The organism is Microcella indica, assembly GCF_013414345.1.
Taxonomy (GTDB): domain Bacteria; phylum Actinomycetota; class Actinomycetes; order Actinomycetales; family Microbacteriaceae; genus Microcella; species Microcella indica.
In genome coordinates, this window is sequence record NZ_CP058670.1 from 140,115 (window position 1) to 166,219 (window position 26,105).

The following is a 26,105-nucleotide window of genomic DNA, read 5'->3' on the forward strand; positions in this document are numbered from 1 at the left end:
GAGACGCTCGGCCCCGTCGGGCCGCACGCTTGCACCCTGAACCTGTGCACGAGGAGACCGCATGACTGAGCAGCTTCGTGATCGCGCGAGTCGATCGTTGCCGACAGCGGCCGTGCGCCACGGCCGACTCAAGCGTCACAGTGCATGGAAGACCCTTCTCGCCGTCCTCGGCGGCACGATGGCCGTTGTTCTGGTGAGCGGGGTCTCTGTCGCGGCGATCGCGGTGAATCAGCTCAATGAGAGCATCGACGTCGTCGAGCTCGTCACGGCAGAAGGCGAGGAGCGCGTCATCCCGACTGTCGGGGAGTGGGAAGGCGGTTTCAACGTGCTCCTCGTCGGCGTAGACAACGCCGAGGGCCAATCGGACGGCGACGACCGCGGAGGCGCCGTCCTCAACGACGTCAACATTCTCGTGCACGTCGCCGAGGACCAGCAGTCGGCGGTCGCGGTCAGCATCCCTCGTGACATGGTTGTGCCGATTCCGTCGTGCCCGAACCCGGAGGGCGGCAGCTACTTCGCGATGTCGGCGCAGCCCATCAACGTGGCGATGTCGTACGGCGGCCTGAGTTGTGTTGTGCTGACGGTCGAGGCCCTCACGGGCCTCGACGTCCCGTACGCCGGAATCATCTCCTTCGACGGCGTCGCTCGCATGTCATCCGCCGTGGGTGGCGTAGATGTGTGTGTTGATGGCCCCATCTACGATGAGTTCACAGGATTGAACCTTCCCGAGGCCGGCACCTACAGTCTCGAGGGTCGGCAGGCGCTGGCTTTCTTGCGCTCACGCAAGGGTGTAGGGGACGGTAGCGACCTCGGCCGGATCAGCTCGCAGCAGGTGTACCTCTCGTCGCTCATCCGCAAGGTGCAGTCGGAGGGCGTCCTCACCGATGTGACGAAGCTGTACGGGCTCGCGACGGTGGCGACCAGTTCGATGAAACTGTCGAGCAGTCTCGCGAACGTCGACACGATGGTCTCGATGGCTCTCGTGCTCAAGGACATCCCAACGGAAAACATCACGTTCGTCCAGTATCCCGGCACGACCGGTGGCACAGGGGTGTACTCGGGCAAGGTGCAGCCGATCGAGTGGCAGGCGTCCGCTTTGCTCGAGAAGATTCGCAATGACGAGTCTTTCGCACTCCAGGAGGGTGAGACAGGCATCGGCTCAGCGCTGGACCCCAACGCCCCGGCACCCGAGCCCACGACCCCCGCACCGACGGGTTCGGCGGCACCAACGGTCCCGCCACTCGCGGACGAGGAGCCTGCAGAGGTTCTCGAGGGCGTCAAGGGTCAGACCGCGGCTGACTACACCTGCTCGGTCGCCAACTAGGCCGTGTGAAGCCTCACCCACGAGCGGCTATAGTGGGGGAGGCTTCAGCCAGGAGACGTCGCATAGTCCGGCCGAGTGCACCACCCTGCTAAGGTGGAGTCCCCTTTGAGGGGACCGAGGGTTCAAATCCCTCCGTCTCCGCTCTCCTCCGTCCGTCTGGCTCGCAATGAACCCTGAACGAGTGCAACGAATCGAGAGCGCCCTGCTGGGGGTTCTCGTGATCGTCATCGCGGTCGTCATCTACCCCGAGTGGTGGTGGGTCACGCTCGCCGCCTTCCTGCTCTTCGACCTCTCAGCGCTCGGCTACCTGCGATCCCCGTCAGTGGGCGCCGCCCTCTACAACAGCGTCCACAACTACGCGTGGCCGGCTGTGCTCGGGGCTGTCGCTCTTCTCATGTCAGCATCCTCGCCCGAGCTGTCGACCATCTGCGGTCTCGCAGCGTTGGCCGGTGCCTTCCATGTGGCCGTCGATCGGGCACTCGGATACGGGCTGAAGCGGCCGGACGCTTTCACGCACACCCACCTCGGGTGGATCGGGCGCGACCGCCCGCGCACCTAGCGCGGACCCGTCGGGCTCACACGGGCAGCTCGACGGTCACCGTCGTCCCCCCGCCGAGCTCGCTCTGCACGCGGATGGTGCCGTCGTGCGCATCGAGAATGCGCTTGAGGATGGGCAGACCGAGCCCGACGCCAGGCGCTCCCGAGCGCATCGCGGCCTCGGTGCGGAAGAAGGGGTCGAAGATGCGCTCGATGTCGGCGGCCGAGATACCCATTCCGGAGTCGCGCACGGTGAGGCGCACGATCCCGAGCCCGTCAGTGCCGTCGCCCGCGTCGTAGTCGACGCCCACGTCGACGTGCCCGTGGAGGGGTGTGAAACGCACGGCGTTCGCGATGAGAGCCTCGGTGATGAGGCGGAAGAGCCGGGGGTCGAGTGGGGCCGTCGTCGTGGGCGCGCTGCAGTGCAACTCGATCGACTTGGCTTGCGCCTCATGCCGGAATGTCTCGAGTGCGTTCGCCGTGACGGCGTCGAGCTCGGTCGCCGCGGGCTGTGCCGAGCTCGGCTCCATGTCGGCCTGTGCTGCGAGGATGAGCTGGTCGACGATCGCGAACTCGCGCACCAGGTTGCGCTCGACCACCTCGAGGTACTCGGTGAGGCGGTCCCCTCCGCTCGCGTGGGACTCGGTCGCCAGCTCGAGAAAGCCCCTCATGACGGTGAGTGGCGTGCGCAGCTCGTGCGAGACGCTGCTGATGAGGCGGTCGCGTGAGCGCACGGCCTCGACGTAGGCGGTCACGTCGGTGAAGACCATGACCGTGCCCTCGAGCTGCCCTCGCTCGTCGACGAGGCGACGAGAGTTGGCGATGAACGCTGCGGTCGTGACACCGTCGTGGGCCCTAGCCCAGAACAGTTCGTCGGTCATGCCCTCCTCGGTCATCGCCTGCATAAGGGGCTCCCGCTCGGGAGTGTGCGGCGTGCGGCCGTCGGCCTCGAAGGAGGGGATGGAGCGGATCGCCGAGTACGGGTCGGGCCCTTCCGCGCGCACGACGGGGTGCTCGCGTAACGCGCGGTTGACGATCACCGGTGCACCGTTCCCGTCGAGCACGATCATGCCGACCTCGACCGTGTCGACGATCGCGTCGCGCGTGCGCCGCGCCGCGCGCTCAGAGCTTGAGGCGACTTCCGCCTCGTCGACGAGCTGGAACCCGAACAGGCTCGCGACCGCCGCGATGATCGGAACCATGAGGAGTGCGGGGAGATCTGCCTCGAGGGCGCCGGGCGGCGCCGTGGCAGTGCGGACGAGATCGCCCGCGATCGTGAGCGCCCCCAGCGCGAAGGCCACGAGGATGCTCCACGCGCGGCCGCTCGTGCCCAACCACGTGGCCGGCACGATGATCGCGAGCAGAGGCGAGAGCGACGCCGCGCCATCCGCGTCGACCCGGAGGATCGCGATCGCAAGGCAGTCGAGGGCGGGGACGACGTAGAAGAGCGCCGTCGTGGGGGTGAGAGCGGGTCGCGCGATCGTCATGACGACGGTGATCGCGAGGATGAGGACGAGCCCTGCGAGGGCACCGAGGGTGACGACGCCCTCGGCGTCGATCAGCGCGACGCCGAGCAGGCTCACGACGAGCAGGGCGAGGAACAGCCACTGGGTGATGAGCACGGCAGTGCGCGGGTCGAACGGATGAGGGAACAGGGTTAACGTCCGCACCGGTTGCGCTCGCTTCAGGATTCTCGTCACGTGCTGGTCATGCCTAGGGTCACCATCCTGGCCGAGGGCGACACGTTTCGTCCACGGCCAGGACGGTTTCTGCCCTACACCCGCGCGGGAACGGCAGTCTCCTCTCGGGTGACGGGGCTCGACCGGCGACCGGCACGCAGCAGCCACACCGTGAAGGTCAGTTCGGCGACGATTGAGGGGATGGCGACGATGGCCAGCATGACGTCGGCGATGGCCGCGTAGTCGGAGACGAGGACGTGCGCGAGTGTGTCGAGCGCGTACGTGGCCCCGGCGACGGCCAGGATGACTCCGATGAGGCGCGGGGCGATGCGGGATCGAATGATCAGACCTCCCAGCAGCATGAGGTGCAGGCCGAAGGCGATGAGCCCCACGTACCAGGTGAAGTCGAAGGCCGCGAGCATGAGAAGGGCGACGTCAGCGCCCAGGGAGGTCGATCCCGTGGCGATCTCGAGCCCGAGGAACATGAAGACGGCGCCGACGCCGAGGAAGACCGTGTACACGATGCGGAACCACGCGACCAGCAGCGACCGCGTGCGCCCAGCGGGGGCGAAGAGCACGTAGAGCCCCCAGGCGACGGGGACGTCGATGAGGAAGACGACGATGAAGGCGGCAAGGCCGACGCGGAACAGCGTCTCCTGCTCACGGATCGCGGCAACCGTGGCCTCGGCGTCGGCTGGGTCGATGATGCCTTGCTTGACGACGAAGTTGGCGAAGATCGCCAGGACGAAGAGTGCGATGTAGCCGATCCCGGCTACGCGTGCCGCGGTGCGACGAGAGCTATCGGTGTGCGTGGACATGGGGTGTTCTCCTTTTCTATGGGGTGGGTGACTTCTCAGGGTTGGGGTGGTGCAGGGGTGTGGGGTGGCGATCACTCCGCCACGTGCAGCACGGCTTTGCCGCGGACGCGACCGGCCGCGAGATCCGCAATCGCGTCGCGCACGGCGGACAGCGGGCGCACGGCCTCCGTGGTCGATCGGATGGCTCCGGACTCGATGAGGTGCACGAGCTCCGGCAGCCCGGCGCGAGACTCGGAGGAGATGAAGAAGCCGAGCCGTCGACGCGTGAAGGCGGAGCGGATGCGGGCACCGAACTGGCGCTGGATCCCGCCGGTGAGGCGGTCGCCGTCCTCACCGCCGACGATGACGAGCGCGCCCGTCTGCGTCAGGATGCGCACGAGGCGGTGAAGAGGCAGCCGACCGTTGATGTCGATGATGACGTCATAGCGGTCGGGGAGTCGGGTGACGTCGGTCGTGACGTAGTCGATGACCCGTGCGGCGCCGAGCGACCGCACGAAGTCAGACTTGGCCGCACTTGCGACGCCCACTACCTCGGCGCCGGCGGCGGCCGCAATCTGAACCGCGTAGCCACCGACCCCACCGGACGCACCGATGACGAGTACGCGCTGCCCCGCCTGGACTCGACCATGGTCTCGAACCGCCTCGAGAGCGGCGAGGCCGGAGACGGGGACCGCCGCAGCGTCGTCGTACTCCAGCCCGGCGGGCATCCGTGCAAGCGTGCTGACGTCGGCGACCGCGTAATCGGCGAAGCTGCCCGACGCGGTGCCGAACACGGAGTCGCCGATCGCGAGCTCGGTCACTCCCGGCCCCAGGCCGACGACGGTTCCTGCGACGTCGAGGCCGGGGACTGGCTGCCGGGGGGTCGTCATACCGAACATGGGCCGCACGATGTACGGCAGGCCCGCCATGATGTGCCATACGCCACGGTCGATTCCGGCAGCGTGCACTCGGATGAGGACCTGTCGGTCGCCGGGGTGCGGGACTGCGATGCGCTCCATCGTCAGCACCTCCGGCCCGCCGTAGCCGCGTTGGACGACGGCGCGCATGGTCGCGGGAATGGACTCTGTTCGGGGTTGCGAGAGCTGGTTCATGTGAGATTCCTCCGTTTCGTTCGTACTAAGTACGCTGATTCGAGAAACGTAGCCATACTTAGTACGATGTGTCAAGACCGAGTGTTGAGGAGGGCGAGATGCCTGAGCGGGGAGACCGTCCACGGGGAAGGTTGGGCCGGGATCAGATCATCGGCGCCGCAGTCGAGCTCGCGGATGAGATCGGCCTCGAGCCGCTGACCATTCGACGGCTTGCCGATCACCTCGGCGTGCGGCCCATGAGCCTGTACCACTACGTCCAGAACAAGGACGACATCATCGACGGCATGGTCGGTCGGGTGTTCGCCGAGGTGGAGCGTCCCGACCCCACTTCCCCGTGGAAGGACGAGGTGCGGGCGCGTGCCCGATCCCTGCGCGGCGCTCTGCGCCGCCATCCCTGGGCCATTCCCATCATGGAGTCCCGGCGCACTCCGGGCGCGGAGATTCTCGATCACCACGAGGCGATGCTCGCTACATGGTTGAGCACGGGCTACTCGATGGCGGTGGTGGCGCACGGACTCGCCGTGGTCGATGCTTTCGTGTACGGCTTCGCGCTTCAAGAGGCTGCGCTCCCCTTGGGGGAGAGCGGCGGTGATCTCACCGAGGCGAGCGAGCAGGTCGTGATGCCTCTCTCTCCCGAGCAGTATCCGTCTCTCGTGCGCTTCACGACGGAGCACGTGATGCAGCCCGGCTACGACTTCGGGGACTCCTTCGAGGTCGGCCTCGGCTACGTGCTCGACGGCGTGGAGCGCGCAGGGGAGGCAGCGGCGGGAGCGTGAGGCGATCGAGTGCCGCCGGTGGGGCGGACCACTGTCGGTGGCACTCGATCGGCGACTGTCACGCTCGCGTGAGCGCGCTCCCTTAGTAGGGCGTCGCGGCCAGGACGGACAGTCCCAGCGTGAACAGGGCCCAGAACGCGCCCACGCACACGAGGCCTACCCCCAGGCCCACGGGGGATGCCCACCCGTGCCATCGCATGGCGAGCAGCTTCTCCTCGCGCAGGTGTTCCTCTCGGGTCTTTCCGTGGTTGGTCGAATCGGTCATGTGCTTCTCCTTGTCCGGAATCGTACTAAGTACGTCGATGTGGCCGAGTCTATTCGTACTATGTACGTCTAGTCAAGGCAGGCGTCGGCATCCGGTTCGCCTCCCCGTCGCAGCGCTGGTATGCTCACTCAGTCGCCTCGTGCGACACGCGCCCGTAGCTCAATGGATAGAGCATCTGACTACGGATCAGAAGGTTGGGAGTTCGAGTCTCTCCGGGCGCGCCACCGCTTCACTCGCTACCGGCTAGCCTTGCCCGGTGACCCTCCTGCACCTGTCTCCCGATGTGGAGGCCGCGCTCGCCGCGGGCCGCCCCGTCGTGGCCCTCGAGTCGACCATCATCAGCCACGGCCTGCCGCGGCCGCGCAACCACGAGGCGGCCCTCGAGTTCGAGCAGCTCTTGCGTGACCAGGGCGTGACGCCCGCGACGATCGCCGTGCTCGATGGCGTTCCCCAGATCGGTCTGGACGCCGACGGCGTGCGGCGCATCGCCGAGGAGGATCTCGCGAAGGCGAGCGTGCGCGACCTGCCCATCCTCGCGGCGCGTGGGGCGAGCGGCGCGACGACGGTCGCCGCGACCGCGCACCTCGCCGCGATGGCGGGCATCCGCGTCTTCGCCACAGGCGGCCTCGGCGGTGTGCACCGCGGCGCGAGCGAGACCTTCGACGAGTCCGCCGACCTCTCCACGCTCGCGGTGACACCCATCACGGTCGTCTCGGCGGGGGTGAAGAGCGTGCTCGACATCGCCGCCACCCTCGAGCGTCTCGAGACGTACAGCGTGCCGGTCATCGGTCTCGGCACGACCGTGTTCCCGAGCTTCTGGCTGCGGGAGAGCGCCTTCACCCTCGACTGGTCGGTCGACAGCCCCGCCGACGTCGCCGCCGTCATGGTCGCGCACGATGCGCTCGGCCACCGTCAGGGCATCGTCGTCGCCAACCCCGTGCCCGCCGACCAGGCCTGGGAGCGCGAGGAGCACGACCGCGTGCTCGACGAGGCATTCGCGGCCGCCGAGCGCGCGGGGGTGAGCGGCAAGGCCGTCACGCCGTTCCTGCTCGGCACGATCGTGGAGCTCTCCGGCGGCCGCAGCCTCGAGGTCAACCTCGACCTCGCGCGCAACAACGTGCGGGTCGCGGGCGCGATCGCGCGCGCCTGGGCGGCACGGGCCGGCGCCTGACCGTGGCGGGCTCGCGCGTCGTCGTCGTGGGCGACGTCATCGACGACATCATCGTGGTGCCGGGCGGGCCCGTGCGCCCCGACACCGACACGACGAGCACGATCGTGCGCAGACCCGGCGGCTCCGCATCCAACACTGCGGCGTGGCTGGGGTGGCTCGGAGCTCCGGTCGACCTCGTGGGGCGGGTCGGGGCCGGGGATCTCGACCGGCACGCAGGCGCCCTGAGGGCATCCGGGGTCACGCCGCACCTCTCCGAAGATCCCGATCGCGTGACGGGCATGATCGTCATCGTCGTCGACGGTGAGCATCGCACGATGCTCACCGATCGGGGTGCCAACGCGACGCTGTCGCCGGCGGCGGTCACGGATGCCCTGCTCGACGAAGCTGCGTGCCTTCACCTCACCGGCTACACGCTCTTCGACGCGCTCGAGGCCGAGTCGTTCGCCCAGCTCGTGCGTCGCGCCCACGAGCGCGGAGTAATGGTGTCGCTCGACCCGGGGTCAGCCGGGTTCCTCGTCGACTACGGGGTCGAGCAGTTTCTCGCCGATACGCGCGGCGTCGACATTCTGCTGCCCAACCGGGCGGAGGCGCAGCTGCTCGTCGGGGACGCGATGGCGGCGGACGAGTCGACGCCCACGCCGGAGGAGTGCGCCGAGGCTCTGCTCGAGCACGCCCCGACGGTCGTGCTGACGAGCGGCGGTGATGGAGTGATCGTCGCGCGGCGCGGGCACGAGCTGCAGCGCGTTGCCGTGGAGCCCGTGGACGCCGTGGAACCGACGGGAGCCGGTGACGCCTTCTCGGCCGGTCTGCTGCACGGTCTGCTGGCCGGCGACGACGTGGTGGCGGCGACCGTGACAGGAGTGCGCACAGCACGAGAGGCGGTCGCCCTCTCAGGAGGACGACCGCCTCTCGTGTAGCTGTCGTGTGCTGACCGAGCCCCCCGATGCGGCTCGGGCTGCGCGCCCTTAGTCGGAGGAGCTGACGGAGGCGGGGCTCGCGGGCGAGTCGACGCTTGCCGGCGACGCGGGGCTGGCCGGTGACGGCGGGCTGTCGACGCTCACGGGGCTCGGCGCCGAGGCGGAGGCCGGGCTCAGAGGCGACGCGGGCGACTCCGTGCTCGCCGGGGAGGGCGTGCTCGCGGGCGACGGCGACACGATGCTGTCGCTGTTCACGTCGAACGTGAGGTCGCCGCTGTCATCGGTCGAGACCGAGTCGTCGTCGTTCACGGTGACCCCGGGAATCTGCAGGTTGGTGGCGCCGGAGACGAGCGGCATCGTGCTCGCCGTCGCGACGGCACCGCCGGTGAGGCCCGCGAGTCCGAGCGCCGAGACGGCGCTGATGGCGATCCAGTTCTTGGGGGTGAAGCTCATGAGGTGCTCCTTCTTCTGAGAATCAGGAGGCGGAATCCCTCCCGGTGATGTCTCCATCGTGGGCACTGTCGATGAGAGGGGAAGGAGGCGCGGATGAGGAGATTCTCATGCTGCGGGATCGACTGGAGGCCACAGCTCCCGCGCACGCTGCCATGACGACGACGATCGCGACGAGCTGCGCGGGGGAGAGGTCCTGCCCGAGCACGATGAGCCCGGCCAGCGCTGCGACGGCGGGGCCGAGACTCGAGAGCACGCCGAACACGCGCGTGGGCATCCTCTTGAGGGCCAGGAATTCGAGGGCGTACGGAATCGCGGAGGTCATGATCGCGACCCCGGCGAAGGCGAGCAGCAGGATCGGGTCGAGCGCGACCGCCCCGATCGCGGCGCTCGCCCCCCACGGGGCGACGAGCAGGGCGGCGACGACCATCGCCACCCCGAGGCCGTCGACACCGCGAGCACGAGGCCCGAGTCGCGCCGAGGCGACGATGTAGAGCGCCCAGAAGGCGGCGGCACCGGCGGCGAGGAGAGCACCGACGAGGTCGAGCTGCGCCTCGCCGTCGAGCCCGAGCAGGGCCACACCGATCGCCGCGAGGGCGACCCACGTCACGTCGCGCCACCGTCGAGTACCGGCGACGGCGACCGCGAGCGGCCCGAGCAGTTCGATCGTGACGGCGACGCCGAGGGGGATGCGGTCGATCGCGAGGTAGATGAGCGCGTTCATGCCGGCAAGGCCGACACCCAGGGCGACGACCCCTGCCCACGTCCGGCGGTCCCAGCCGCGCACGCGGGGGCGCACGACCGCGCACAGGATGGCGGCGGCGAGCGTCATGCGCAACGCCGCTGCTCCGAGGGGTCCGACGACGCTGAACAGCGAGCCGGCGATCGCGTTGCCGAACTGCACGGAGAGAATCGCGACGACCGCGAGCAGCACGGGCGGCACGGTCAGCGATCGGGGCGCAGTCATCCCCCTGAGTATCCCGTACTCGGCGGGACGGTCTGGAGACTCAGGCCTTGGCCGCCTTCACGGCTTCGTACGCCGCGAGCGCCTCGTCGCGCGACGCCTTGAGGTCGACGATGGGGTCGGGGTACTCCTCGGTGCCGACCTCGGGCACCCAGCGGCGGATGTACTCCTGCTCGGGGTCGAACTTCTCGGCCTGCAGCAGCGGGTTGAAGACGCGAAAGTACGGGGCCGCGTCGGCGCCGGAGCCGGCGACCCACTGCCAGCTCGCCGCGTTGTTGGCGGGGTCGGCGTCGACGAGCGTGTCCCAGAACCAGTCCTCGCCCACTCGCCAGTCGACGAGCAGGTTCTTGGTGAGGAAGGAGGCCACGATCATCCGCACGCGATTGTGCATCCACCCGGTCGCCCACAGCTCGCGCATGCCCGCGTCGACGATCGGGATGCCCGTCTGACCCTGCTGCCACGCTTCGAGCTGCCCGGGGTCGGGGCGACCCCACGGGAACTCATCGAATTCGCGGCGGAAGTTGACCGTCGCGAGGTCGGGCCAGTGGAAGAGGATGTTCACCGAGAACTCCCGCCAGCCCACTTCGCTGAGGAACTTGGCCCGGTTGCGCGCGGCCTCGGGGCTGATGCCCACCTGCACGCGGTGGCGAATCTGGTGCGGGCTGATCTCGCCGAAGCGCAGGTGCGGGCTCAGACGGCTCGTCGCCTCGATGCCCGGCTCGTCGCGCCGGTGGTAGAGAGCGAGGCCCTCCTCGACGAACTGCTCGAGGCGCTCGTGCGCGCCCTGCTCGCCCGGGGTCCACGTCGCGCGCAGCCCTTCGGCCCAGTCGGGTCGCGTCGGCAGCAGCTGCCAGCCCTCGAGCTGCTCGCTCTGGGCGGCGCGGCCCTCGAGGGCGTCGGGAGCAGTGACCGGATCGCGGGGCTCCTCGCTCGCGAGCGCCGCCTTCCAGAAGGGCGTGAAGACCTTGTACGGGGCGCCCGCGCCGGTCGTGAGAGTCCACGGCTCGTAGAGCACCGAGGCGGCGAAGCTGCGCACCTCGACGCCGTCCTTCCGCAGCCGCGCCTTGAGCTCGGCGTCGACCTCGCGCGCGGCCGAGTATCGGCGGTTCCAGAACACCGCGTCGGCTCCGACCTCGCGCACGAGGGCGGGCAGCACGTCGCTCGCGGCCCCGCGCCGCAGGGTGAGGCTCGCGCCGAGGGCGGCGAGGCTCGCGTCGAGGGCGGCGAGGCTGTGGTGCAGCCACCAGCGGCTCGCGCCGCCGAGCGGGCGCTGGCCGGGGGAGACCTCGTCGAGCAGGTAGAGCACGACGACGGGCGCTTCGCGCTCGGCGGCGGCGAGGAGCGCGGGGTTGTCGGCCACCCGGAGGTCGTCCCGAAGCCATACGATGCTGGAGGGTTGCGGCATGTGTTCAGCGTACGTGCGGCATCCTGCGATCACGCTTCGAGCGAGGGCGGCATGGCAGCGGAGGACGAGCAGGGCGAGGCGGGCATCCCCCTCGTTCCCCCGACCGTGCCCTCGGGACCCTTGCCGCCGTATGCCCTCGCCGGCGACCCCCGCCACGAGGCGTTCCGCGAGGTGTTCGCCGAAGCCGATCGCCTTGCGGTGCCGGTGCTCATGGGCGGTGGTGTCGTGTACGTGCAGCACGGGCTCATCTCACCGCGCGCCTCGACGGCGCTGTCGCTCATCGTCGACCCGGTCGGGTTCGAGGCGCTGCTCGGCACCCTCGGGTCGGCGGGGTGGGTGCCCGCGCGTGCTCCGTCGCGCTCGGTGATCCCTGTCGCGGTCGTCTCGCTGTGGCACCTGCCCTCGAACGCGTACCTCGACCTGTACCCGATCATTCCGGGCTTCCTGCGCCACCCCGTGAGCGTGTTCGAGAGACTGTGGAGCGACCGGGTGCCGATGCGCGCGTTCGGTCGCGAGGTGTGGGCGGTCGACCGTCTCACCATGATGATGCTCGCCGTGCACAGCCGGCTCGGGCCCCGCTCGGGGGGCCCGCGGCTGGAGGAGTTCCGCGCGTTCTTCTTCCAGCAGTTCTCGGTCGTCATCACGCCGGAGGAGAGGGCGCGCCTGCCCGACGTCACACGTTCTGTCGGCGGCGAGGGCGTCATGCGGCCCTTCTTCGACCAGCTCGGCATTCCCTGCCCGCCGTCGAGGGTTCCCTCGCTCGCCTACGCACGCGCCCGGTTCGGCGTCGACGAGGTTCCGAGTGCTGCGCGACTGCTCATCGGTCGCTGGGACTCGGCCGTGCGGCCACGCCCGCGTTTCGCCCGGGATGTGCGCCGCGCGCGGCGCTGGGTGCTGTGGGCGGCCGGGCCGCAGTTCATCCTTGTCTCGCGCATGCTGCCGGCCGCTGCGCTGCGTCGCCGCCGCGACCTCTTCCGAGCGCTCGGCGTCGCACCGCGCACCGCGCCTCGGCCCGCCCGCGAGACGTAGCCGCTACTCGCCGCGCAGGCGATCGCAGAGCGCCGTGAGCTGCCGCAGCTCCTCGGCGTCGAGTGAGCCGCCGACGCGACGGGCGATCGAGTCGGCGTGGATGACGGCCACGCGCTTGAAGAGCTCGAAGCCCTCCGGCGTGAGGGCCACGATCGTGCCGCGCGCATCGCGCGGGTCTGGCGTCTTCGCGACGAGGCCGCGCGCGGCGAGCCGGTCGAGCAGGCGACTCACACTCGGCTGGCTCAGCAGGAGGTGGGGGATGAGGTCGCGAATGCGCAGGCAGCGCCCGTCGGCACGGCTGAGGTTGAACAGCACGTCGTACTCGGTGAACGAGATCTCGTGGGTCGGAAACTCGGCGGTCAACTGCCGCAGCACCGAGACCTGCGCGCGGAACAGCGATTCCCACGCGTCGACAGCCAACGATTTCTCGGTCATGCGACAACTCTATGCACCCGCATGCGCGTGTGCAGAGTGTGACGCTGTGTGGCCGAGACGCCTGATGCGCCCGTCAACAGAATCGAGGGCCGGTTGCCGAGGCAAGCAACCGGCCCTCTCCCTTGCACCAAGAGTGTCCTGCAATCACATTCCGCGTCAGCTGCCACAGCAAACAACTTCCGCACTTGAGAAGGTATAACAGAACGGTAACGGTGTCTAGTTACCTTTCCGTTATTTTTCTGTGGATGCTCGGCGCAGGCCTCCCGGGCGGGGCGCCCCGCTGCTCGGCCGTAGACTGAAGGGTCGAACAGCAGGGGACGAGCGCGAGGTGAGGGTGGCATGACCGAGGTCGTCGAGCAGGCTTCCCGTCGCCGCACGATCGCCGTCATCTCCCACCCCGACGCCGGAAAGTCGACCCTCAGCGAGGCTCTCCTCCTGCACGCGAACCGCATCACGACGGCGGGTGCCGTGCACGGCAAGGGCGGTCGTGCCGCGACGGTGACCGACTGGATGGAGATGGAGAAGGCCCGCGGCATCTCCATCACCTCGGCCGCTGTGCAGTTCGAGCACGAGGGCGCCATCGTCAACCTCGTCGACACTCCCGGCCACTCCGACTTCTCGGAGGACACCTACCGCGTGCTCTCGGCGGTCGACTCGGCCGTCATGCTCGTCGATGCGGCGAAGGGCCTCGAGGCGCAGACGATGAAGCTGTTCGACGTCTGCCGTCGGCGGGGCATCCCGATCATCACCGTCATCAACAAGTGGGATCGCCCCGGCCGTGACGCGCTCGACCTCATGGACGAGCTGCGCGACCGCACGGGCCTCGTGCCGCAGCCTGTCACGTGGCCGGTCGGGCTCTCGGGCGTCTTCCACGGCCTGCTCAACGTCGCCTCGGGCCAGATGGAGCGCTACCACCGCACCCCCGGCGGCGCGACGATCGCGAGCATCGACACCCTCACTCCGGCCGAGGCGGAGGCCGAGTTCGGCGAGGACTGGACGACCGCGCACGACGAGGCGGCGATCGTGGGAGCGGATGCGGCCGACGCCGACGGAGCCGCCGTCACCCCCGTGCTCTTCGGCGCCGCCGTGCTCAACATCGGTGTGCGGCACCTGCTCGACCTCATCGTGAGTGCGGCGCCCGCCGCCGTCGTGCGAGTCGACGAGAAGGGGGCGGAGCGCTCCCTCGACGAACCGTTCTCGGCCTACGTGTTCAAGGTGCAGTCGGGCATGGACCCCGCGCACCGCGACCGCGTGGCCTTCGCCCGCATCTGCTCCGGCCGGTTCGAGCGCGGCATGATCGTGACCCACGCGCAGTCGGGGCGCCCGTTCGCCACGCGCTACGCGCAGCAGGTGTTCGGGCAGGACCGCGCGACGCTCGAGGAGGCCTGGCCCGGGGACATCGTCGGGCTCGTCAACGCCGCCTCGCTGCGCCCCGGCCACACACTCTACGACGAGCGGCCCGTGACGTTCCCGGCGATCGAGCCCTTCGCGCCCGAGCACTTCCGCATCGCGCGCAGCACCGAGGCGAACCGCTACAAGCAGTTCCGCCGCGGCATCGAGCAGCTCGACGAGGAGGGCGTGGTGCAGGTGCTGCGCTCGGAGCGCCGCGGCGATCGCGAGCCCATTCTCGGCGCCGTCGGGCCCATGCAGTTCGAGGTCGTCGCCGACCGCATGGAGCGCGAATTCCGCGTGCCCATCGCGTGGGATGCCCTGCCGTACTCGATCGCGCGCGTCACCGACCGGGCCAGCGCCGAGGTGCTCGCCCGCAAGCGCGAGTGCGAGATCGTCGAGCGCAGCGACGGCAGCCTGCTCGCGCTGTTCTCGAACGAGTGGCGCCTGCTCATCCTGCAGCGCGAGAACCCCGAGCTCATGCTCGAGGCCCCCACGGGTGCGGGAGCCGACGCGGCCCCCGCCTCGTTGCCGCAGACATCCTGAGGCTGTAACTTTTCGGTATGCCGAAAAATCGGGCTGCGGTGCCCGCGCCGTCCCGCCGCGCGGTGAGGGGCGCGGGTCTCGCCGTACTCGCGGCGCTCGCGTTCGGCGGCTGCAGCGTCCCGGCCGAGGAGGCCGACGACCGCCCCCTCGTCGTCACGACCTTCACCGTCATTGCCGACCTCGTGAGCGAGGTCGGTGGTGAGCGCGTGCGGGTCGAGTCGATCACGCGCGTCGGCGCCGAGATCCACGGCTACGAGCCTACCCCGGGCGACCTGAGGCGTGCGCAGGATGCCGCGCTCATCGTCGACAACGGCCTCGGCCTGGAAGCCTGGTTCGAGCAATTCCTCGAGAATCTGGACGTGCCGCGCGTCGTGGCGAGCGAGGGCATCGAGCCCATCGCGATCGCCGGCACGACGGCGCCCAATCCGCACGCGTGGATGTCCCCGGTCGCTGCGGAGAGCTACGTCGAGACGATCCGGGCGGCACTCACCGAGCTCGACCCCGAGGGTGAGGCAGAGTTCGCGAGCAACGCGGCGGCGTACTCGGCCGAGCTGCGCGCACTCGCTGCCGAGCTCACCGCCTCCATCGACACCGTGCCCGAGAGCAGTCGCGTGCTCGTCACATGCGAGGGCGCGTTCTCCTATCTTGCCCGCGACCTCGGTCTCGCCGAGCAGTACATCTGGCCGGTCAACGCCGAGCAGCAGTCCACGCCGCAGCGCATCGCCGACACGATCCGCGTCGTGCGGGAGCGCGAGGTGCCCGCCGTCTTCTGCGAGTCGACGGTCTCCGCCGACCCCATGCTGCAGGTGGCCGAGAGCACCGGCGCCCGGTACGCGGGCGAGCTCTACGTCGACTCGCTCTCCGAACCCGACGGCCCCGTGTCCAGCTATCTCGACCTGCTGCGCTACGACCTCGCCCTCATCGTCGACGGGCTCACCTCGTGAGTGGCGCGGCGCAGGCGGCACCGCACCGCGACCACGGCGGCGGCGTCGTGAGCCTCGACGGCGTGACCGTGCGCCACGGCGAGGTGCTCGCCCTCGAAGACGTGAGCCTCGATATCGCCGCGGGCAGCGTGGATGCCCTCGTCGGCATGAACGGCGCAGGCAAGTCGACACTCTTTGCCGCGATCATGGGCCGCGTTCCCCTCTCGAGCGGCTCGGTCCGCGTGTTCGGCGGGCCGCCGAGCGTCGCGCGCAAGGCGGGCCGGGTGGCTTTCATGCCCCAGGGCGACAGCGTCGACCGTGCCTTCCCGCTCTCGGTGCGCGAGGTCGTGACGATGGGCCGGTACGGTCGCCTGGGCGCGATGCGGCGGGCACGGGCATCCGATCGCGATGCGGTGCAGGATGCCCTCGCGCGCGTCCAGCTCAGCGACCTCGCCGAGCGCCCCATCGGCGCGCTGTCGGGCGGCCAGCGCACGCGTGCCCTCCTCGCCCGCGCACTCGCGCAGGATGCCGAGCTGCTCCTGCTCGACGAACCCTTCGCCGGGGTCGACCAGCGCAGTGAGGCCCTCATCGCGGGGCTGCTCACCCAGCTCGCGCGCGACGGCCGCAGCGTCGTCGTCTCGACGCACGACCTCACGACGCTGCCCGACCGGGCCGACCGCGTCATCCTCCTCGCCCGGCGGCTCATCACCGTCGACAAGCCTGAGGTCGCGCTCGCCCCCGAGTCGCTTGCGCGCGCCTTCCAGTTCCCCCGCGAGGAGCGAGCGTGAGCCTCCTCGACCTGCTCCTGGAGCCCTTCGGCTTCGAGTTCATGGTGCGCGCGATGGCCGCCACGACGATCGCGGCCGTCGTGTGCGCGGTGCTCAGCTGCTGGCTCGTGCTCATCGGCTGGTCGCTCATGGGCGACGCCGTGGCGCACTCGGTGCTGCCCGGCGTCGTGCTCGCCTACCTGGTCGGCGCGCCCTTCGCGCTGGGGGCGTTGGTCTTCGGGCTCCTCGCCGTGCTGCTCATCGGCCTCGTGCGCGACCACAGCCGCGTCAAGGAGGACGCCGCGATCGGCATCGTCTTCACGAGCCTCTTCGCCCTCGGCCTCGTGCTCATCTCCGTCGTGCCCAGTCAGATCGACCTCGGCCACATCGTCTTCGGCAACGTGCTGGGCGTGTCAGCCGGCGACCTCTGGCAGATCGGCATTCTCGGCGCGGTCGCGCTCACCCTGCTCATCGTCAAGCGGCGCGACCTGACGCTCTACGCCTTCGACGCCGACCACGCCCACTCGATCGGCATCTCCCCGCGCGCCCTCTCCGCGCTCCTGCTGGGCCTGCTCGCCCTCACCGCTGTCGTGAGCCTGCAGATCGTCGGCGTCGTGCTCGTCGTCGCCCTCCTCATCATCCCCGGGGCGACGGCGCACCTGCTCACCGACCGCATGGGCCGGATGCTCGTGCTCGCGCCCGTGCTCGCCGCGAGCTGCTCGATCATCGGCGTGTACGCGAGCTACTACCTCGACGTCGCCCCCGGAGGGGCCGTCGTGCTCGCCAACGCGGCGCTCTTCGCGCTCGCCTACCTGCTCGCCCCGCACCGCGGTGTGCTGTGGCGGCTGCGGTCTCTCCGGCGGCGCGCCACCGCTACCGCTTAGAGGGGGCTGACCCTAGAAGAAGTCCGGGCTCGGCGTCGAGGCGTACCGGATGACGACGTCGGCGTGCCGGTCGAAGCGGTAGCCGGCACCGCGCACGGTGCGCACGATGTCCTCGTAACCGCCGAGCTTCGACCGCAGTCGTCGTACGTGCACGTCGATCGTGCGCTCGTTGGGCACATCGTCGCCCTCGGCCGCGTCGGCCCACAGAGCCGCGATGAGCTGGGCACGCTCGATGGTCTTGCCCTCCCGCAGCACGAGGTACTGCAGCAGCTCGAACTCCTTGTAGGTGAGCGCGGCGGTCTCGCCGTCGAGCAGCACGCGCTTGCGGGAGATGTCGATCACGACACCCTCGACCGGTTTCTCGGCGGGCTCCGGTCCGCGGCGGTACCGCGCGAGTGCGGCCGGGTCCTGCAGCGCGAGGCGCACGACGTCGACGTCGCGCCCGCCCGCCCCGGCCGGGGCGAGGGCCACGGCGGCGTGGGTCTGCGACTGCGGGGCGAGCTCGGCGGTCACCCTCTTGAGCTCGTTCACGAGGCGACCGAGGTCGATGCCGGCGGCGGCGGCCTTCGCCTCGTCGAGGCCGACGTAGAGCACGAAGCCGCGCGCCTCGGTGCCCTCGGGCACGGTGCGCACGCGGGGTGTGCCAGACGCGGCTGGGGTGGGGGCGTCCGGCGAGCCGAAACGGACGGGGGAGCTCGGCACGTCGGGCGTGCGGGTGGGGTCGAGGGTCGGAGCGGTGCGGTCGAGGGCGGCGAGAGACATGGGCGTGACGCTTTCGGCTGAGTCGAACGGCTCCGCGCCGTCGGCACGCGAGTCGTTCGAAGATGTGCTGCGAGGGGTGCGCGCATCCCGTGCCGAATTGTCGGCTTCGGGAGCGGGGAGCCCGGCGTCGTCGCGATCGTCCACGGCTTAACTCATGGGTCGCACGGTCGGCGCAGGCTCGACGGAATCGTCGATCACGCGCACATTCGACAGCACTCGTCAGCGCGCACCGGCATCATCATGCCGACGATCCCGAGGGCCGTAGCGGCAGCAAGAGGATTCGCGGTGACGGTCATGCCCTGCAGTATCCCGGGCGCTCGCGGGGTCGTCAAGTCGCCCCGCCCTCCCCGCTGTGCCCGTATGGGCCAGATCTGGCGCGACGGGGCGCTCGGCCGATACGTGTTCGCCCATATGCGCCAGATCTGGCCCGTGTGGGCACACTTGCGCGGGCGTGCGGGCTACGCGACCGTGCCGTAGAGGCGGTCGCCCGCGTCGCCGAGGCCCGGCACGATGTACCCGTGCTCGTTGAGGCGCTCGTCGAGCGCGCCGAGCACGATCGTGACGTTGCGGCCCTCGGTGGCCTTATCGATCATCGCGAGACCTTCAGGTGCTCCGAGGAGGCAGACGGCCGTGACGTCGACGGCGCCGCGGTCGAAGAGGTACTCGATGGCGGAGAGCAGCGAGCCGCCGGTCGCGAGCATGGGGTCGAGCACGAAGCACTGCCGGTTCGCGAGGTCGTCGGGCAGGCGCTCGGCGTACACGCTCGGCTCGAGGGTCTCCTCGTTGCGCACCATGCCGAGAAAGCCCACCTCGGCCGTCGGTACGAGCGTCGTCATGCCGTCGAGCATGCCGAGGCCCGCGCGCAGGATGGGCACGATGAGCGGGCGGGGCTCGCTGATGGCGAGGCCCGTGGTGGTGGTCACGGGCGTCGTGATCTGCACCTCGTGCGTGCGCACTCCGCGCGTCGCCTCATAGGCGAGCAGCGTGACGAGCTCGGCCGTGAGCGCGCGGAAGGTGGGCGACGGCGTCGAGGCGTCGCGCAGAACCGTGAGCTTGTGGGTGATGAGTGGGTGGTCGGCTACGTGCACTCGCATAAGGTCAAACTATACGGAAGGGGCACCATGGCCGTCGTGAGCGCGAGCGACCGCGAGGCGATGCGCGAGGCGCTCGCCGAGGCGCGCGTCGCCCTCGAGACGGGGGATGTGCCGGTCGGGGCCGTGGTACTGGATGCTCAGGGCCGGGTCATCGCGCGTGGCAGGAACTCCCGAGAGCGCGACAGCGACCCGACTGCCCACGCCGAGGTCGTCGCGCTGCGCGAGGCGGGTCGAGCATCCGGCGATTGGCAGTTGTCGGGGTGCACGCTCGTCGTGACCCTCGAGCCCTGCGTGCTGTGCGCCGGCGCCATCCTCGCCGCGCGTGTCGACCGCGTCGTCTTCGGCGCCTGGGACGAGAAGGCGGGCGCGGCGGGCAGCGTCGTCGACCTGCTGCGCGAGCGCCGCCTGCCCTACCGCGTGCGCGAGGTCGTCGCCGAGGTCGACGCGGAGGAGTCTGCGCAGCTGCTGCGCGACTTCTTCAGCGAACGCCGCCCCTAGCAACCGCCTCAGGCGTGCCGCCCGCTACCAGAAGACGGCGATGACGACGTTGACGAGCGCGAGCCCGCCCGCGGCGTGGAAGAAGGGCTTCACGGCGCGCGTGTTGCCGTTCTTGCGGGCGCGCAGCCAACCCAGCAGCGCGGCGATGAAGACGACGAGCGCGATGCCGAGCTTAACGAAGATCTTCGTGTAGTCCTCGATCTGCGAGGCGGCGATGCCCGCGAGGGCGATGCCCGTGACGAGCTGCGTGATCGCGCCGCCGAGGACGGCGCCGATGGCGAAGTCGCTGTTGCGGCGCATCTGCAGCAGGAAGGGGCCCACGATCGCGGCGAGGCCGATGAAGTGGCCCACGATGAAGAACGAATACAGGAATTCCATGGTCACTCTGCTCCTCTGATGACGAAGACGTCGGTGGGCGGGTTGGCGTCGACGCGCGGTGCGGCGACCTCCGGCTCGAGCACGATGTCGCGAGCGCCCGGTACGGCACGGCGGATGCCGGCGCGCACGGCGCCGAGCACCGCGACGACGTCGGCGATGGGCGTGGAGCGCCCGAACCCGAGTCGCGCCGTGATGACGAGGCGCTCGTCCTCGAGGCGCAGCGCGCGCACGTCGCCCACGGACTGCACTCCCGGAGTTCCCGCGATGACCTCGCGAATCGCAACGGCCTCGGCACTCGCGAGAGTGCCGGACTGGTCGGGGTTGTCGTCGGTCACGTTGCTCGCCGCCTTCCGCCTCCTCCGCGCCACCGCGCGGTATCTGTCTGGCGCCCTCCAACCTACACTCGTGGCATGACTGAGCAGCTGCCCTCCCTCGCGATTCTCGGCACCGGCTCAATGGGCGGTGCGATTCTGCACGGATTGCGCCAGCCGGGGATGAGCGTGCCGTCGCTGCGCGCCACGACCCGCACGGACGCCTCGGCGGCCGCTCTGCGCGAGCGCGGCATCGAGGCCAGGGCCACGGAGCACGAGCACGACGCGAACCGGTGGGCGGTCGAGGATGCTCGGCTCGTGCTCCTCGGCGTCAAGCCGGCGCAGATCCTGCCGCTCCTCGATGAGCTCGCTCCCCACCTGCACCCCGAGGCTCTTGTCGTGAGCGTCGCCGCGGGCGTGACGACCGAGGCGATGGAGGAGCGGGTCGCGCAGGCCGTGGTGCGGGCGATGCCCAACACCCCCGCCCTCGTGGGCCGGGGTGTGACGGGGGTGAGCGGAGGGTCGCGCGCCTCGGCGGCAGACCTCGCGCTCGCCGCGACGCTGTTCCGCACCGTGGGCACGGTCATCGAGCTGCCGGAGGCGCAGATCGACGCGCTCTCCACGATCTCCGGCTCGGGGCCCGCCTACGTCTTCCTGCTCATCGAGGAGTTCACGAGGGCGGCCGAGGAGCTCGGCTTCGAGGAGGAGGTGGCCGCCCTCATGGTGCAGCAGACCTTCCTCGGCGCGAGTCTGCTGCTCGAGGCGGGAGACGAGGACCCGGCGGAGCTGCGGCGCCGCGTCACGAGCCCGAAGGGCACGACCGAGCGCGCCGTGGCCGTGCTGCAGGATGCTGAGCTGGCCGAGGTCTTCGGCCGGGCCACCCGCGCCGCCCTCGCGCGGGCGAAGGAGCTCGCAGGCGGCGGGTAGGCGAACGGCGGTGCGCTGTGTCAGCGCTGGGCGAGCCTCGACCTCCCTCCTGCGCTGCGCATAGGCGGCGCATAGGCAGGGCGGCGACCGTGCTCGAGTGGTTCGCAAATCATGCGGGCCGATCGACACGAAGGAGGCCGTCATGACGACGGAGAGCAACGATCGTCCAGACCAGCAAGGCGCCTCGGAGCCCGCACCGGCGACCCCGGCGTCGCCGTCCGCCCCTGCGGCGACGAGTCGCGGGGGCACGCGGACGGTTCTCGCGGCGACGGGCATCGCCGTCGGCTCCGTGCTGCTGCTGGGGCTCACGTTCGGCGGGGGCGTGCTGCTCGGCACGCATCTGCCCGATCGCGGGCCCGGCGGCCCGGTGATGGCGAGCGAGGCGGTCGAGCGCCTGCAGGAGCGCCTCGACGATCGCCGCGAGGAGCGGGGCGACCGCCGCGACTGGGTCCGCGAGCACCGCGAGCTGCACGGTTCGCCGAGCGAGGAGTCGCCCGAGCAGTAGCGTGGCCGCGCGCCTCGCTCGGCGCTAGTGGTCGAGCGAGGCGAAGCGGTCGATGTCGCTCTCGGTGCCCGAGACGATGATGAGGTCGTGGTTCGACACGACCGTCTGCTCGGTCGCGTAGGTGAACGGCTTGCCGGGGCTCTTGACCCCGACGACGGTGATCTTGTACTTCGAGCGCACCTGGGACTCGGTGAGCGAGACCCCGCGGATCGGCTTGGGCGGGTACATCTTGACGAGCACGAAGTCGTCGTCGAACTCGATGAAGTCGATCATGCGGCCCGAGACCAGGTGGGCGACCCTCTCGCCCGCCTCCGCCTCGGGGTAGATGACGTGGTTGGCGCCGATGCGGGCGAGGATCTTGCCGTGCGATTGGCTGATGGCTTTCGCCCAGATCTGCGGCACCTTGAGGTCCACGAGGTTCGCCGTGATGAGCACGCTCGACTCGATCGACGAGCCCGTCGCGACGACGGCGATGGAGAACTCCTCCGCGCCGATCTGGCGCAGAGCATCCAGTGACCGGGCGTCGGCCTGCACCGTGTGGGTGACGCGCTCCGACCACTTCTGCACGAGGTTCGCGTCTTCGTCCACCGCGAGCACTTCGCGGCCGAGCCGCTGCAGCTGGCCGGCCGTGGCCGCCCCGAAGCGGCCGAGCCCGATCACGAGGACGGGGGCGTCGTGCCGGATTCTCTCAACCAACGATCGGCCTCTCTTCTGCTCGCCGGAACAGCTGCCGGCGCTGCGCCGCCGCGAGCGACGCGGCGAGGGTCACTGTACCAACGCGCCCCGCCCACATGGTGGCAGCGAGGATGTACTTCGCCGAGTCCGGCAGGTCGTTCGTCGTGAGACCCGCCGAGAGCCCGCACGTCGCGAACGCCGAGATGACGTCGAACAGCACGATGTCGAGCGGAGCCTTCGTGATGTGCAGGATGGCGATCGAGGATGCGGAGACGATCGTGGCCCCCCACAGCACGATGCTGACCGCGAGGCGCAGCACGTCGGTCGGGATGCGTCGCTCGAACACCTCGATGTCGCGGTCGCCGCGGGCCTCCGCGAACGCGGCGAGGAACAGCACCGCGAGCGTCGTCACCTTGATGCCACCTGCTGTGGATGCACTGCCGCCCCCGACGAACATGAGCATGTCGAGCGCGAGCAGGGTCGAGCCGTTCATCGCGCCGATGTCGATGGGGCTGAAGCCGCCCGAGCGCGTCATCACCGAGACGAAGAACGCGGTGAGCGGCCGGTTCGCGTAGTCCTGGTCGCCGAGAGTCATGGCGTTGTTCCACTCGAGCAGCAGGATCACGATCATGCCCACGAGGATGAGCACGAGGGTCGTGACGATCGTGAGCTTGGCGTGCACGGTCAGGCGCGCGCGGAACCGCGCGAAGCGCGTGAGCGCGAAGATGACGGGGAAGCCCAGGGAGCCGAGGAACACCCCCACGGCGATCGTGATGAGCATCCACGGGTCTGCCGAGAACTGCTCCATGCCGTCGACGAGCGGTACGAATCCCGTGTTGGTGAACGCGGAGGCGGCGAGGTAGAAGCCCTGCCAGATCGACGTCCACACGTCGAAGCCGGCGAGCAGCAGTCTCGGCAGGATGATCGCGAAGAGCACGAGCTCGATGAGGAGCGCGCTCACCGCGACCGTGACGAGGAGGTTGCCGATCTCGCCGAGGCGCACGGCCTGCGACTCCGACACAGGCCCGCCGTGCGTCCGGGCGGCGTTCGTGTCGCTCGCCGCGAGGAGCTTGGCGCGCAGGCCGAGGCGCCGCGAGACGACCAGACCGAGGATGCTGGCGAGCGTGAGCACGCCGATCCCGCCGATCTGCAGCGCGAGGACGATCACGACGTTGCCGAACACCGACCAGTGTGTGGCCATGTCGACGGTCACGAGCCCGGTCACGCAGATGGCAGAGACGGCCGTGAAGAGTGCGTCGGCGAACGGAGTCGGTTCACCACTCGCACTCGCGATGGGCAGCATGAGGAGCGTCGTCACGAGGCCGATGAGCACCGTGAAGACGATGATCGCGAAGCGGGCGGGGGAGGAGGCGAGAACGTCGTTGGTGGCGTCGCGCAGTCGCTGGAGGGGCGTGCGCGCGACTCGCGGCGCGTTGCCGCGCATGCGCGCCCTGCTGGCCATGGAAGCTCCCCTCGGCCCGCGGGCCGCCTGTCATGGTACTCCGGGGCAAGCCTGAGTAGGTTGGTCACATGGCCGACATCTTCGACGTGATCGCGGACGCAACGCGGCGCGAACTCCTCCAGCACCTGCTCGACGCGGCGCTCGCCGCGGACGCCTCATCGGGAGAGTTGAGCGTGGGAGAGCTCGTCGAGCGCATGGACGCGACCCAGCCCACCGTCTCCAAGCACCTCAAGGTGCTGCGCGAGCACGGTCTCGTGACCGTGCGTGAGGAGGGGCAGCACCGCTACTACCGGGTCGAAGCGAGCCCGCTCGAGGAGGTCGAGGACTACCTCGTGCCGTTCCTGAGCGCCGGTGCCGACGGGCTCGAGCCCGTCACGAGCCCCGTCTTCACGGCGTGGGCCGGGGCGGATGTCGAGCGTGCCGGCAGCACGGTCGGTCGCGTCGCGGCCGGGGCCTCGCACCAGGCGCGCACGGTCGTGCACGAGGCTCAGGAGCGCCTGCACGGCGTGCAGGAGCGGTTGCACGAGGTGCAGGAGTCGGTCACGCAGAAGCTGCCCTGGAAGCGCGGCGAGAGCTGAGCATCCCGCTCGATAGCCCCCGATCGGGTCTCTTTACTTCAGTCACACGTGCCCCTACTCTGAACTTCGGACACATTCGTCACTCCACGAGTGTGCGCACGACCCGAGGATGACGACATGGACCGCGACCTGAGCGACGTGCGCTTCCTGACGGTGGCGGAAGTCGCCGACATGATGCGCGTCTCCTCGATGACCGTGTACCGCATGGTGCACGCGGGCGACCTGCCGGCGATCCGCTTCGGGCGCTCGTTCCGCATCCCCGAGTCGGCCGTCGTATCGGCCATCGACACGCCCATCAGCGACGTCGGCTAGACTCCTGCGGTACATGACACGGTCCTGAACGGGCCGTTGCTCCCGTTCAGTCGACGATCAGAGGATTTTCTATGGGTTCCGTCATCAAGAAGCGCCGCAAGCGCATGGCCAAGAAGAAGCACCGCAAGCTGCTGCGCAAGACGCGTCACCAGCGTCGCAACAAGAAGTAGAGGCCACCGAGCCTCCGACAGGCGTCCGGCCCCCAGGGTCGGGCGCCTTTCGTGTTGCCGGGCCTTCCGCCGTCGGGCGTTGCCGGGCCCACCGCTGGCGGGCTCAGCGCCGGCGGCGCATGACAGCAGACGACTGTGCCCACAGGGGGCATGTGTGTCTGTCGGAGCGCACACAGATGCCGCGAGCACGCACAGGTGCGGGGCGCTCGAGACGGCTCTGCTCAGCGCTGGCGGCGCGCCGACCGCGCAACCGCGCGCGCCTCGCGACGGACGCGCCGGCGTGCGGCGCGGATGCTCGCGGCACCCGCGGTGAGGATCGACCACGAGCGTGCCTTCGCGTAGCGCGCGAGGGCCGCATCGGGGTTCACGACCACGCGGTTGCCCACGAGTTCGAGCAGAGGGATGTCGTTGCGCGAGTCGGAGTACGCCCAGCAGTCGGCGAGCTCGGCACCGCGCTCGGCGACGAGCTGAGCCGCGGCCGTCGCCTTGTGCGGCCCGTGCATGACGTGGCCGAGCAGCTCGCCCGTGAACACGCCGTCGACGCTCACGATGCGCGAGCCGATCGCACCCGTGAGCCCGAGCCGCTCGGCGATGACCCGGGCGCAGGCCTCCGGGGTCGCGGTGATGAGCCACACCTCGTGACCCTTGTCGCGGTGATCCTGGGCGAGCCCCACGGTCTCCGGCAGCAGCAGCCGCTCGATGCGCTTCTCGTAGGTCTCGATCGCGAGCTCCTCGAGCTCGGCCTCGGTGTGGCCAGCGATGAGCTCGAGCGCGCGGTCGCGCACGGCGACCTGGTGGCGGTGGTTTTCGCCGACGGCGATGAAGCGCATCTGCTTCCAGCCGAACCGCACGATGTCGCCGAAGGTCACGTAGCCGCGCTTCCAGGCCGCGCGACCCAGGTGGTACACGCTCGCCCCTCGCATGAGCGTGTTGTCCACGTCGAAGAACGCCACGATCGGGGTCGGGCTCGGTGCAGCTGCAGGCCCGGCGTCGGCGGCGGTGTCAGACATCGTGACCAGCATAGGCACGGCGCTCGCTCCCGGCGCACGCGTACACTGAGCGC

Annotated in this window: 31 protein-coding genes and 2 tRNA genes; 18 read left to right on the forward strand and 15 right to left on the reverse strand. The window is 70.0% G+C overall.

Annotated features, from left to right (window positions below; genetic code table 11):
* The first annotated feature begins 61 nt into the window (after positions 1 to 61).
* The 3 genes from HUJ41_RS00685 (at position 62) to HUJ41_RS00695 (ending at position 1,883) form a co-directional block, all read left to right on the forward strand.
* Entirely contained in the window at positions 62 to 1,324 is a 1,263-nt protein-coding gene (locus tag HUJ41_RS00685) for an LCP family protein (protein WP_179872924.1), read from the forward strand.
* 51 nt (positions 1,325 to 1,375) lie between these two features.
* A tRNA-Ser gene (locus HUJ41_RS00690) sits at positions 1,376 to 1,465 on the forward strand.
* A gap of 40 nt (positions 1,466 to 1,505) precedes the next feature.
* Entirely contained in the window at positions 1,506 to 1,883 is a 378-nt protein-coding gene (locus HUJ41_RS00695; protein ID WP_246299272.1) for a DUF4260 family protein, read from the forward strand.
* A gap of 16 nt (positions 1,884 to 1,899) precedes the next feature.
* Here the strand turns inward: HUJ41_RS00695 and HUJ41_RS00700 are convergent, their stop codons facing one another.
* The 3 genes from HUJ41_RS00700 to HUJ41_RS00710 form a co-directional block, all read right to left on the reverse strand.
* The gene (locus HUJ41_RS00700) at positions 1,900 to 3,531 is read right to left on the reverse strand and encodes a sensor histidine kinase (RefSeq protein ID WP_179872926.1); all 1,632 of its coding nucleotides are present in this window, start codon (positions 3,529 to 3,531) and stop codon (positions 1,900 to 1,902) included.
* 104 nt (positions 3,532 to 3,635) lie between these two features.
* Positions 3,636 to 4,358: a DUF4386 domain-containing protein gene (locus HUJ41_RS00705; RefSeq protein WP_179872927.1), complete on the reverse strand. Its 723-nt coding sequence runs from the start codon at positions 4,356 to 4,358 to the stop codon at positions 3,636 to 3,638.
* A gap of 71 nt (positions 4,359 to 4,429) precedes the next feature.
* Positions 4,430 to 5,449: an NAD(P)-dependent alcohol dehydrogenase gene (locus tag HUJ41_RS00710; RefSeq protein ID WP_246299273.1), complete on the reverse strand. Its 1,020-nt coding sequence runs from the start codon at positions 5,447 to 5,449 to the stop codon at positions 4,430 to 4,432.
* Positions 5,450 to 5,547: 98 nt separating this feature from the next.
* Between HUJ41_RS00710 and HUJ41_RS00715 the strand changes: the two genes are divergently transcribed.
* A complete protein-coding gene (locus tag HUJ41_RS00715) occupies positions 5,548 to 6,225 on the forward strand; it encodes a TetR/AcrR family transcriptional regulator (protein ID WP_179872928.1) in 678 nt (225 codons plus the stop codon).
* Between the two features lie 82 nt (positions 6,226 to 6,307).
* On the opposite strand, the gene HUJ41_RS00720 is transcribed toward HUJ41_RS00715, so the two are convergent.
* The gene (locus HUJ41_RS00720; RefSeq protein ID WP_179872929.1) at positions 6,308 to 6,490 is read right to left on the reverse strand and encodes a hypothetical protein; all 183 of its coding nucleotides are present in this window, start codon (positions 6,488 to 6,490) and stop codon (positions 6,308 to 6,310) included.
* Between the two features lie 148 nt (positions 6,491 to 6,638).
* On the opposite strand from HUJ41_RS00720, the gene HUJ41_RS00725 reads away from it, so the two are divergent.
* The 3 genes from HUJ41_RS00725 to HUJ41_RS00735 all read left to right on the forward strand — a co-directional run bounded on the left by HUJ41_RS00725 (position 6,639) and on the right by HUJ41_RS00735 (position 8,578).
* Positions 6,639 to 6,714: transfer RNA gene (locus tag HUJ41_RS00725), tRNA-Arg, on the forward strand.
* Between the two features lie 32 nt (positions 6,715 to 6,746).
* Positions 6,747 to 7,661: a pseudouridine-5'-phosphate glycosidase gene (locus tag HUJ41_RS00730; RefSeq protein ID WP_179872930.1), complete on the forward strand. Its 915-nt coding sequence runs from the start codon at positions 6,747 to 6,749 to the stop codon at positions 7,659 to 7,661.
* A 2-nt stretch (positions 7,662 to 7,663) separates the two neighbouring features.
* A complete protein-coding gene (locus HUJ41_RS00735; RefSeq protein WP_179872931.1) occupies positions 7,664 to 8,578 on the forward strand; it encodes a carbohydrate kinase family protein in 915 nt (304 codons plus the stop codon).
* Between the two features lie 48 nt (positions 8,579 to 8,626).
* Here HUJ41_RS00735 and HUJ41_RS00740 read toward each other — a convergent pair whose 3' ends face one another.
* Genes HUJ41_RS00740 through HUJ41_RS00750 form a run of 3 tightly spaced genes read right to left on the reverse strand, consistent with a single transcriptional unit; the run spans position 8,627 to position 11,397 of the window.
* Positions 8,627 to 9,031, reverse strand: coding sequence for a hypothetical protein (locus HUJ41_RS00740; RefSeq protein WP_179872932.1), 405 nt, complete (start codon positions 9,029 to 9,031; stop codon positions 8,627 to 8,629).
* 22 nt (positions 9,032 to 9,053) lie between these two features.
* Complete coding sequence (locus HUJ41_RS00745; protein ID WP_179872933.1) at positions 9,054 to 9,995, reverse strand: EamA family transporter; 942 nt, start codon at positions 9,993 to 9,995, stop codon at positions 9,054 to 9,056.
* Positions 9,996 to 10,035: 40 nt separating this feature from the next.
* Positions 10,036 to 11,397, reverse strand: a complete 1,362-nt coding sequence (locus HUJ41_RS00750; RefSeq protein WP_179872934.1) for a cryptochrome/photolyase family protein — start codon at positions 11,395 to 11,397, stop codon at positions 10,036 to 10,038.
* Between the two features lie 51 nt (positions 11,398 to 11,448).
* On the opposite strand from HUJ41_RS00750, the gene HUJ41_RS00755 reads away from it, so the two are divergent.
* Positions 11,449 to 12,426, forward strand: coding sequence for a hypothetical protein (locus HUJ41_RS00755; RefSeq protein WP_179872935.1), 978 nt, complete (start codon positions 11,449 to 11,451; stop codon positions 12,424 to 12,426).
* A gap of 3 nt (positions 12,427 to 12,429) precedes the next feature.
* Here HUJ41_RS00755 and HUJ41_RS00760 read toward each other — a convergent pair whose 3' ends face one another.
* Entirely contained in the window at positions 12,430 to 12,861 is a 432-nt protein-coding gene (locus HUJ41_RS00760; protein ID WP_179872936.1) for a MarR family winged helix-turn-helix transcriptional regulator, read from the reverse strand.
* A gap of 339 nt (positions 12,862 to 13,200) precedes the next feature.
* Between HUJ41_RS00760 and HUJ41_RS00765 the strand changes: the two genes are divergently transcribed.
* The 4 genes from HUJ41_RS00765 to HUJ41_RS00780 are packed head-to-tail and all read left to right on the forward strand — an operon-like array spanning position 13,201 to position 17,370.
* Positions 13,201 to 14,796 carry a peptide chain release factor 3 gene (locus HUJ41_RS00765; RefSeq protein ID WP_179872937.1) on the forward strand — a complete coding sequence of 532 codons (1,596 nt, stop codon included), beginning with the start codon at positions 13,201 to 13,203 and terminating at the stop codon, positions 14,794 to 14,796.
* Between the two features lie 38 nt (positions 14,797 to 14,834).
* Positions 14,835 to 15,740 (forward strand): metal ABC transporter substrate-binding protein, encoded by a 906-nt coding sequence (locus tag HUJ41_RS00770; protein ID WP_246299274.1) that lies wholly within the window; start codon positions 14,835 to 14,837, stop codon positions 15,738 to 15,740.
* Positions 15,737 to 16,507 carry a metal ABC transporter ATP-binding protein gene (locus HUJ41_RS00775; protein ID WP_218925620.1) on the forward strand — a complete coding sequence of 257 codons (771 nt, stop codon included), beginning with the start codon at positions 15,737 to 15,739 and terminating at the stop codon, positions 16,505 to 16,507. The genes HUJ41_RS00770 and HUJ41_RS00775 overlap by 4 nt, the downstream gene beginning before the upstream one ends.
* Positions 16,504 to 17,370: a metal ABC transporter permease gene (locus tag HUJ41_RS00780; RefSeq protein WP_179872939.1), complete on the forward strand. Its 867-nt coding sequence runs from the start codon at positions 16,504 to 16,506 to the stop codon at positions 17,368 to 17,370. The genes HUJ41_RS00775 and HUJ41_RS00780 overlap by 4 nt, the downstream gene beginning before the upstream one ends.
* A gap of 12 nt (positions 17,371 to 17,382) precedes the next feature.
* Here HUJ41_RS00780 and HUJ41_RS00785 read toward each other — a convergent pair whose 3' ends face one another.
* Positions 17,383 to 18,132, reverse strand: coding sequence for a winged helix-turn-helix domain-containing protein (locus tag HUJ41_RS00785; RefSeq protein ID WP_179873809.1), 750 nt, complete (start codon positions 18,130 to 18,132; stop codon positions 17,383 to 17,385).
* Positions 18,133 to 18,590: 458 nt separating this feature from the next.
* Positions 18,591 to 19,226 (reverse strand): uracil phosphoribosyltransferase, encoded by a 636-nt coding sequence (gene upp, locus HUJ41_RS00790; protein ID WP_179872940.1) that lies wholly within the window; start codon positions 19,224 to 19,226, stop codon positions 18,591 to 18,593.
* Positions 19,227 to 19,253: 27 nt separating this feature from the next.
* Here upp and HUJ41_RS00795 point away from each other — a divergent pair, with 27 nt between their 5' ends.
* Positions 19,254 to 19,724, forward strand: coding sequence for a nucleoside deaminase (locus HUJ41_RS00795; protein ID WP_179872941.1), 471 nt, complete (start codon positions 19,254 to 19,256; stop codon positions 19,722 to 19,724).
* 24 nt (positions 19,725 to 19,748) lie between these two features.
* On the opposite strand, the gene HUJ41_RS00800 is transcribed toward HUJ41_RS00795, so the two are convergent.
* Both HUJ41_RS00800 and HUJ41_RS00805 read right to left on the reverse strand, forming a co-directional pair.
* Positions 19,749 to 20,102 (reverse strand): hypothetical protein, encoded by a 354-nt coding sequence (locus HUJ41_RS00800; RefSeq protein WP_179872942.1) that lies wholly within the window; start codon positions 20,100 to 20,102, stop codon positions 19,749 to 19,751.
* A gap of 2 nt (positions 20,103 to 20,104) precedes the next feature.
* Positions 20,105 to 20,437, reverse strand: a complete 333-nt coding sequence (locus HUJ41_RS00805; protein WP_179872943.1) for a cation diffusion facilitator family transporter — start codon at positions 20,435 to 20,437, stop codon at positions 20,105 to 20,107.
* A gap of 75 nt (positions 20,438 to 20,512) precedes the next feature.
* Between HUJ41_RS00805 and proC the strand changes: the two genes are divergently transcribed.
* A complete protein-coding gene (proC, locus tag HUJ41_RS00810; RefSeq protein WP_179872944.1) occupies positions 20,513 to 21,340 on the forward strand; it encodes a pyrroline-5-carboxylate reductase in 828 nt (275 codons plus the stop codon).
* A 142-nt stretch (positions 21,341 to 21,482) separates the two neighbouring features.
* Positions 21,483 to 21,845, forward strand: coding sequence for a hypothetical protein (locus tag HUJ41_RS00815; RefSeq protein WP_179872945.1), 363 nt, complete (start codon positions 21,483 to 21,485; stop codon positions 21,843 to 21,845).
* 24 nt (positions 21,846 to 21,869) lie between these two features.
* Here the strand turns inward: HUJ41_RS00815 and HUJ41_RS00820 are convergent, their stop codons facing one another.
* Both HUJ41_RS00820 and HUJ41_RS00825 read right to left on the reverse strand, forming a co-directional pair.
* Complete coding sequence (locus tag HUJ41_RS00820; RefSeq protein ID WP_179872946.1) at positions 21,870 to 22,541, reverse strand: potassium channel family protein; 672 nt, start codon at positions 22,539 to 22,541, stop codon at positions 21,870 to 21,872.
* Positions 22,534 to 23,982 carry a TrkH family potassium uptake protein gene (locus HUJ41_RS00825; protein ID WP_224744514.1) on the reverse strand — a complete coding sequence of 483 codons (1,449 nt, stop codon included), beginning with the start codon at positions 23,980 to 23,982 and terminating at the stop codon, positions 22,534 to 22,536. Before HUJ41_RS00825 ends, HUJ41_RS00820 begins: the two co-directional genes overlap by 8 nt.
* A gap of 68 nt (positions 23,983 to 24,050) precedes the next feature.
* Between HUJ41_RS00825 and HUJ41_RS00830 the strand changes: the two genes are divergently transcribed.
* From HUJ41_RS00830 to HUJ41_RS00840, 3 genes are all read left to right on the forward strand, one after another.
* A complete protein-coding gene (locus HUJ41_RS00830; RefSeq protein ID WP_179872947.1) occupies positions 24,051 to 24,560 on the forward strand; it encodes an ArsR/SmtB family transcription factor in 510 nt (169 codons plus the stop codon).
* A 117-nt stretch (positions 24,561 to 24,677) separates the two neighbouring features.
* Complete coding sequence (locus HUJ41_RS00835; protein ID WP_179872948.1) at positions 24,678 to 24,872, forward strand: helix-turn-helix domain-containing protein; 195 nt, start codon at positions 24,678 to 24,680, stop codon at positions 24,870 to 24,872.
* A 71-nt stretch (positions 24,873 to 24,943) separates the two neighbouring features.
* On the forward strand, positions 24,944 to 25,042 hold the full coding sequence (locus tag HUJ41_RS00840) for a 30S ribosomal protein bS22 (protein ID WP_003792170.1): 99 nt from the start codon (positions 24,944 to 24,946) through the stop codon (positions 25,040 to 25,042).
* Positions 25,043 to 25,263: 221 nt separating this feature from the next.
* Here HUJ41_RS00840 and HUJ41_RS00845 read toward each other — a convergent pair whose 3' ends face one another.
* Complete coding sequence (locus tag HUJ41_RS00845; RefSeq protein WP_179872949.1) at positions 25,264 to 26,052, reverse strand: HAD family hydrolase; 789 nt, start codon at positions 26,050 to 26,052, stop codon at positions 25,264 to 25,266.
* Positions 26,053 to 26,105: the final 53 nt, after the last annotated feature.

Bases quoted from the DNA above. Each gene is read 5' to 3' on its own strand.
- HUJ41_RS00685 (WP_179872924.1), top strand. From the start codon at position 62: ATGACTGAGCAGCTTCGTGATCGCGCGAGTCGATCGTTGCCGACAGCG.
- HUJ41_RS00705 (WP_179872927.1), bottom strand. From the start codon at position 4,358: ATGTCCACGCACACCGATAGCTCTCGTCGCACCGCGGCACGCGTAGCC.
- HUJ41_RS00710 (WP_246299273.1), bottom strand. From the start codon at position 5,449: ATGAACCAGCTCTCGCAACCCCGAACAGAGTCCATTCCCGCGACCATG.
- HUJ41_RS00715 (WP_179872928.1), top strand. From the start codon at position 5,548: ATGCCTGAGCGGGGAGACCGTCCACGGGGAAGGTTGGGCCGGGATCAG.
- HUJ41_RS00720 (WP_179872929.1), bottom strand. From the start codon at position 6,490: ATGACCGATTCGACCAACCACGGAAAGACCCGAGAGGAACACCTGCGC.
- HUJ41_RS00740 (WP_179872932.1), bottom strand. From the start codon at position 9,031: ATGAGCTTCACCCCCAAGAACTGGATCGCCATCAGCGCCGTCTCGGCG.
- HUJ41_RS00745 (WP_179872933.1), bottom strand. From the start codon at position 9,995: ATGACTGCGCCCCGATCGCTGACCGTGCCGCCCGTGCTGCTCGCGGTC.
- HUJ41_RS00750 (WP_179872934.1), bottom strand. From the start codon at position 11,397: ATGCCGCAACCCTCCAGCATCGTATGGCTTCGGGACGACCTCCGGGTG.
- HUJ41_RS00755 (WP_179872935.1), top strand. From the start codon at position 11,449: ATGGCAGCGGAGGACGAGCAGGGCGAGGCGGGCATCCCCCTCGTTCCC.
- HUJ41_RS00760 (WP_179872936.1), bottom strand. From the start codon at position 12,861: ATGACCGAGAAATCGTTGGCTGTCGACGCGTGGGAATCGCTGTTCCGC.
- HUJ41_RS00765 (WP_179872937.1), top strand. From the start codon at position 13,201: ATGACCGAGGTCGTCGAGCAGGCTTCCCGTCGCCGCACGATCGCCGTC.
- HUJ41_RS00785 (WP_179873809.1), bottom strand. From the start codon at position 18,132: ATGTCTCTCGCCGCCCTCGACCGCACCGCTCCGACCCTCGACCCCACC.
- upp (WP_179872940.1), bottom strand. From the start codon at position 19,226: ATGCGAGTGCACGTAGCCGACCACCCACTCATCACCCACAAGCTCACG.
- HUJ41_RS00795 (WP_179872941.1), top strand. From the start codon at position 19,254: ATGGCCGTCGTGAGCGCGAGCGACCGCGAGGCGATGCGCGAGGCGCTC.
- HUJ41_RS00800 (WP_179872942.1), bottom strand. From the start codon at position 20,102: ATGGAATTCCTGTATTCGTTCTTCATCGTGGGCCACTTCATCGGCCTC.
- proC (WP_179872944.1), top strand. From the start codon at position 20,513: ATGACTGAGCAGCTGCCCTCCCTCGCGATTCTCGGCACCGGCTCAATG.
- HUJ41_RS00815 (WP_179872945.1), top strand. From the start codon at position 21,483: ATGACGACGGAGAGCAACGATCGTCCAGACCAGCAAGGCGCCTCGGAG.
- HUJ41_RS00825 (WP_224744514.1), bottom strand. From the start codon at position 23,982: ATGGCCAGCAGGGCGCGCATGCGCGGCAACGCGCCGCGAGTCGCGCGC.
- HUJ41_RS00830 (WP_179872947.1), top strand. From the start codon at position 24,051: ATGGCCGACATCTTCGACGTGATCGCGGACGCAACGCGGCGCGAACTC.
- HUJ41_RS00835 (WP_179872948.1), top strand. From the start codon at position 24,678: ATGGACCGCGACCTGAGCGACGTGCGCTTCCTGACGGTGGCGGAAGTC.
- HUJ41_RS00840 (WP_003792170.1), top strand. From the start codon at position 24,944: ATGGGTTCCGTCATCAAGAAGCGCCGCAAGCGCATGGCCAAGAAGAAG.
- HUJ41_RS00845 (WP_179872949.1), bottom strand. From the start codon at position 26,052: ATGTCTGACACCGCCGCCGACGCCGGGCCTGCAGCTGCACCGAGCCCG.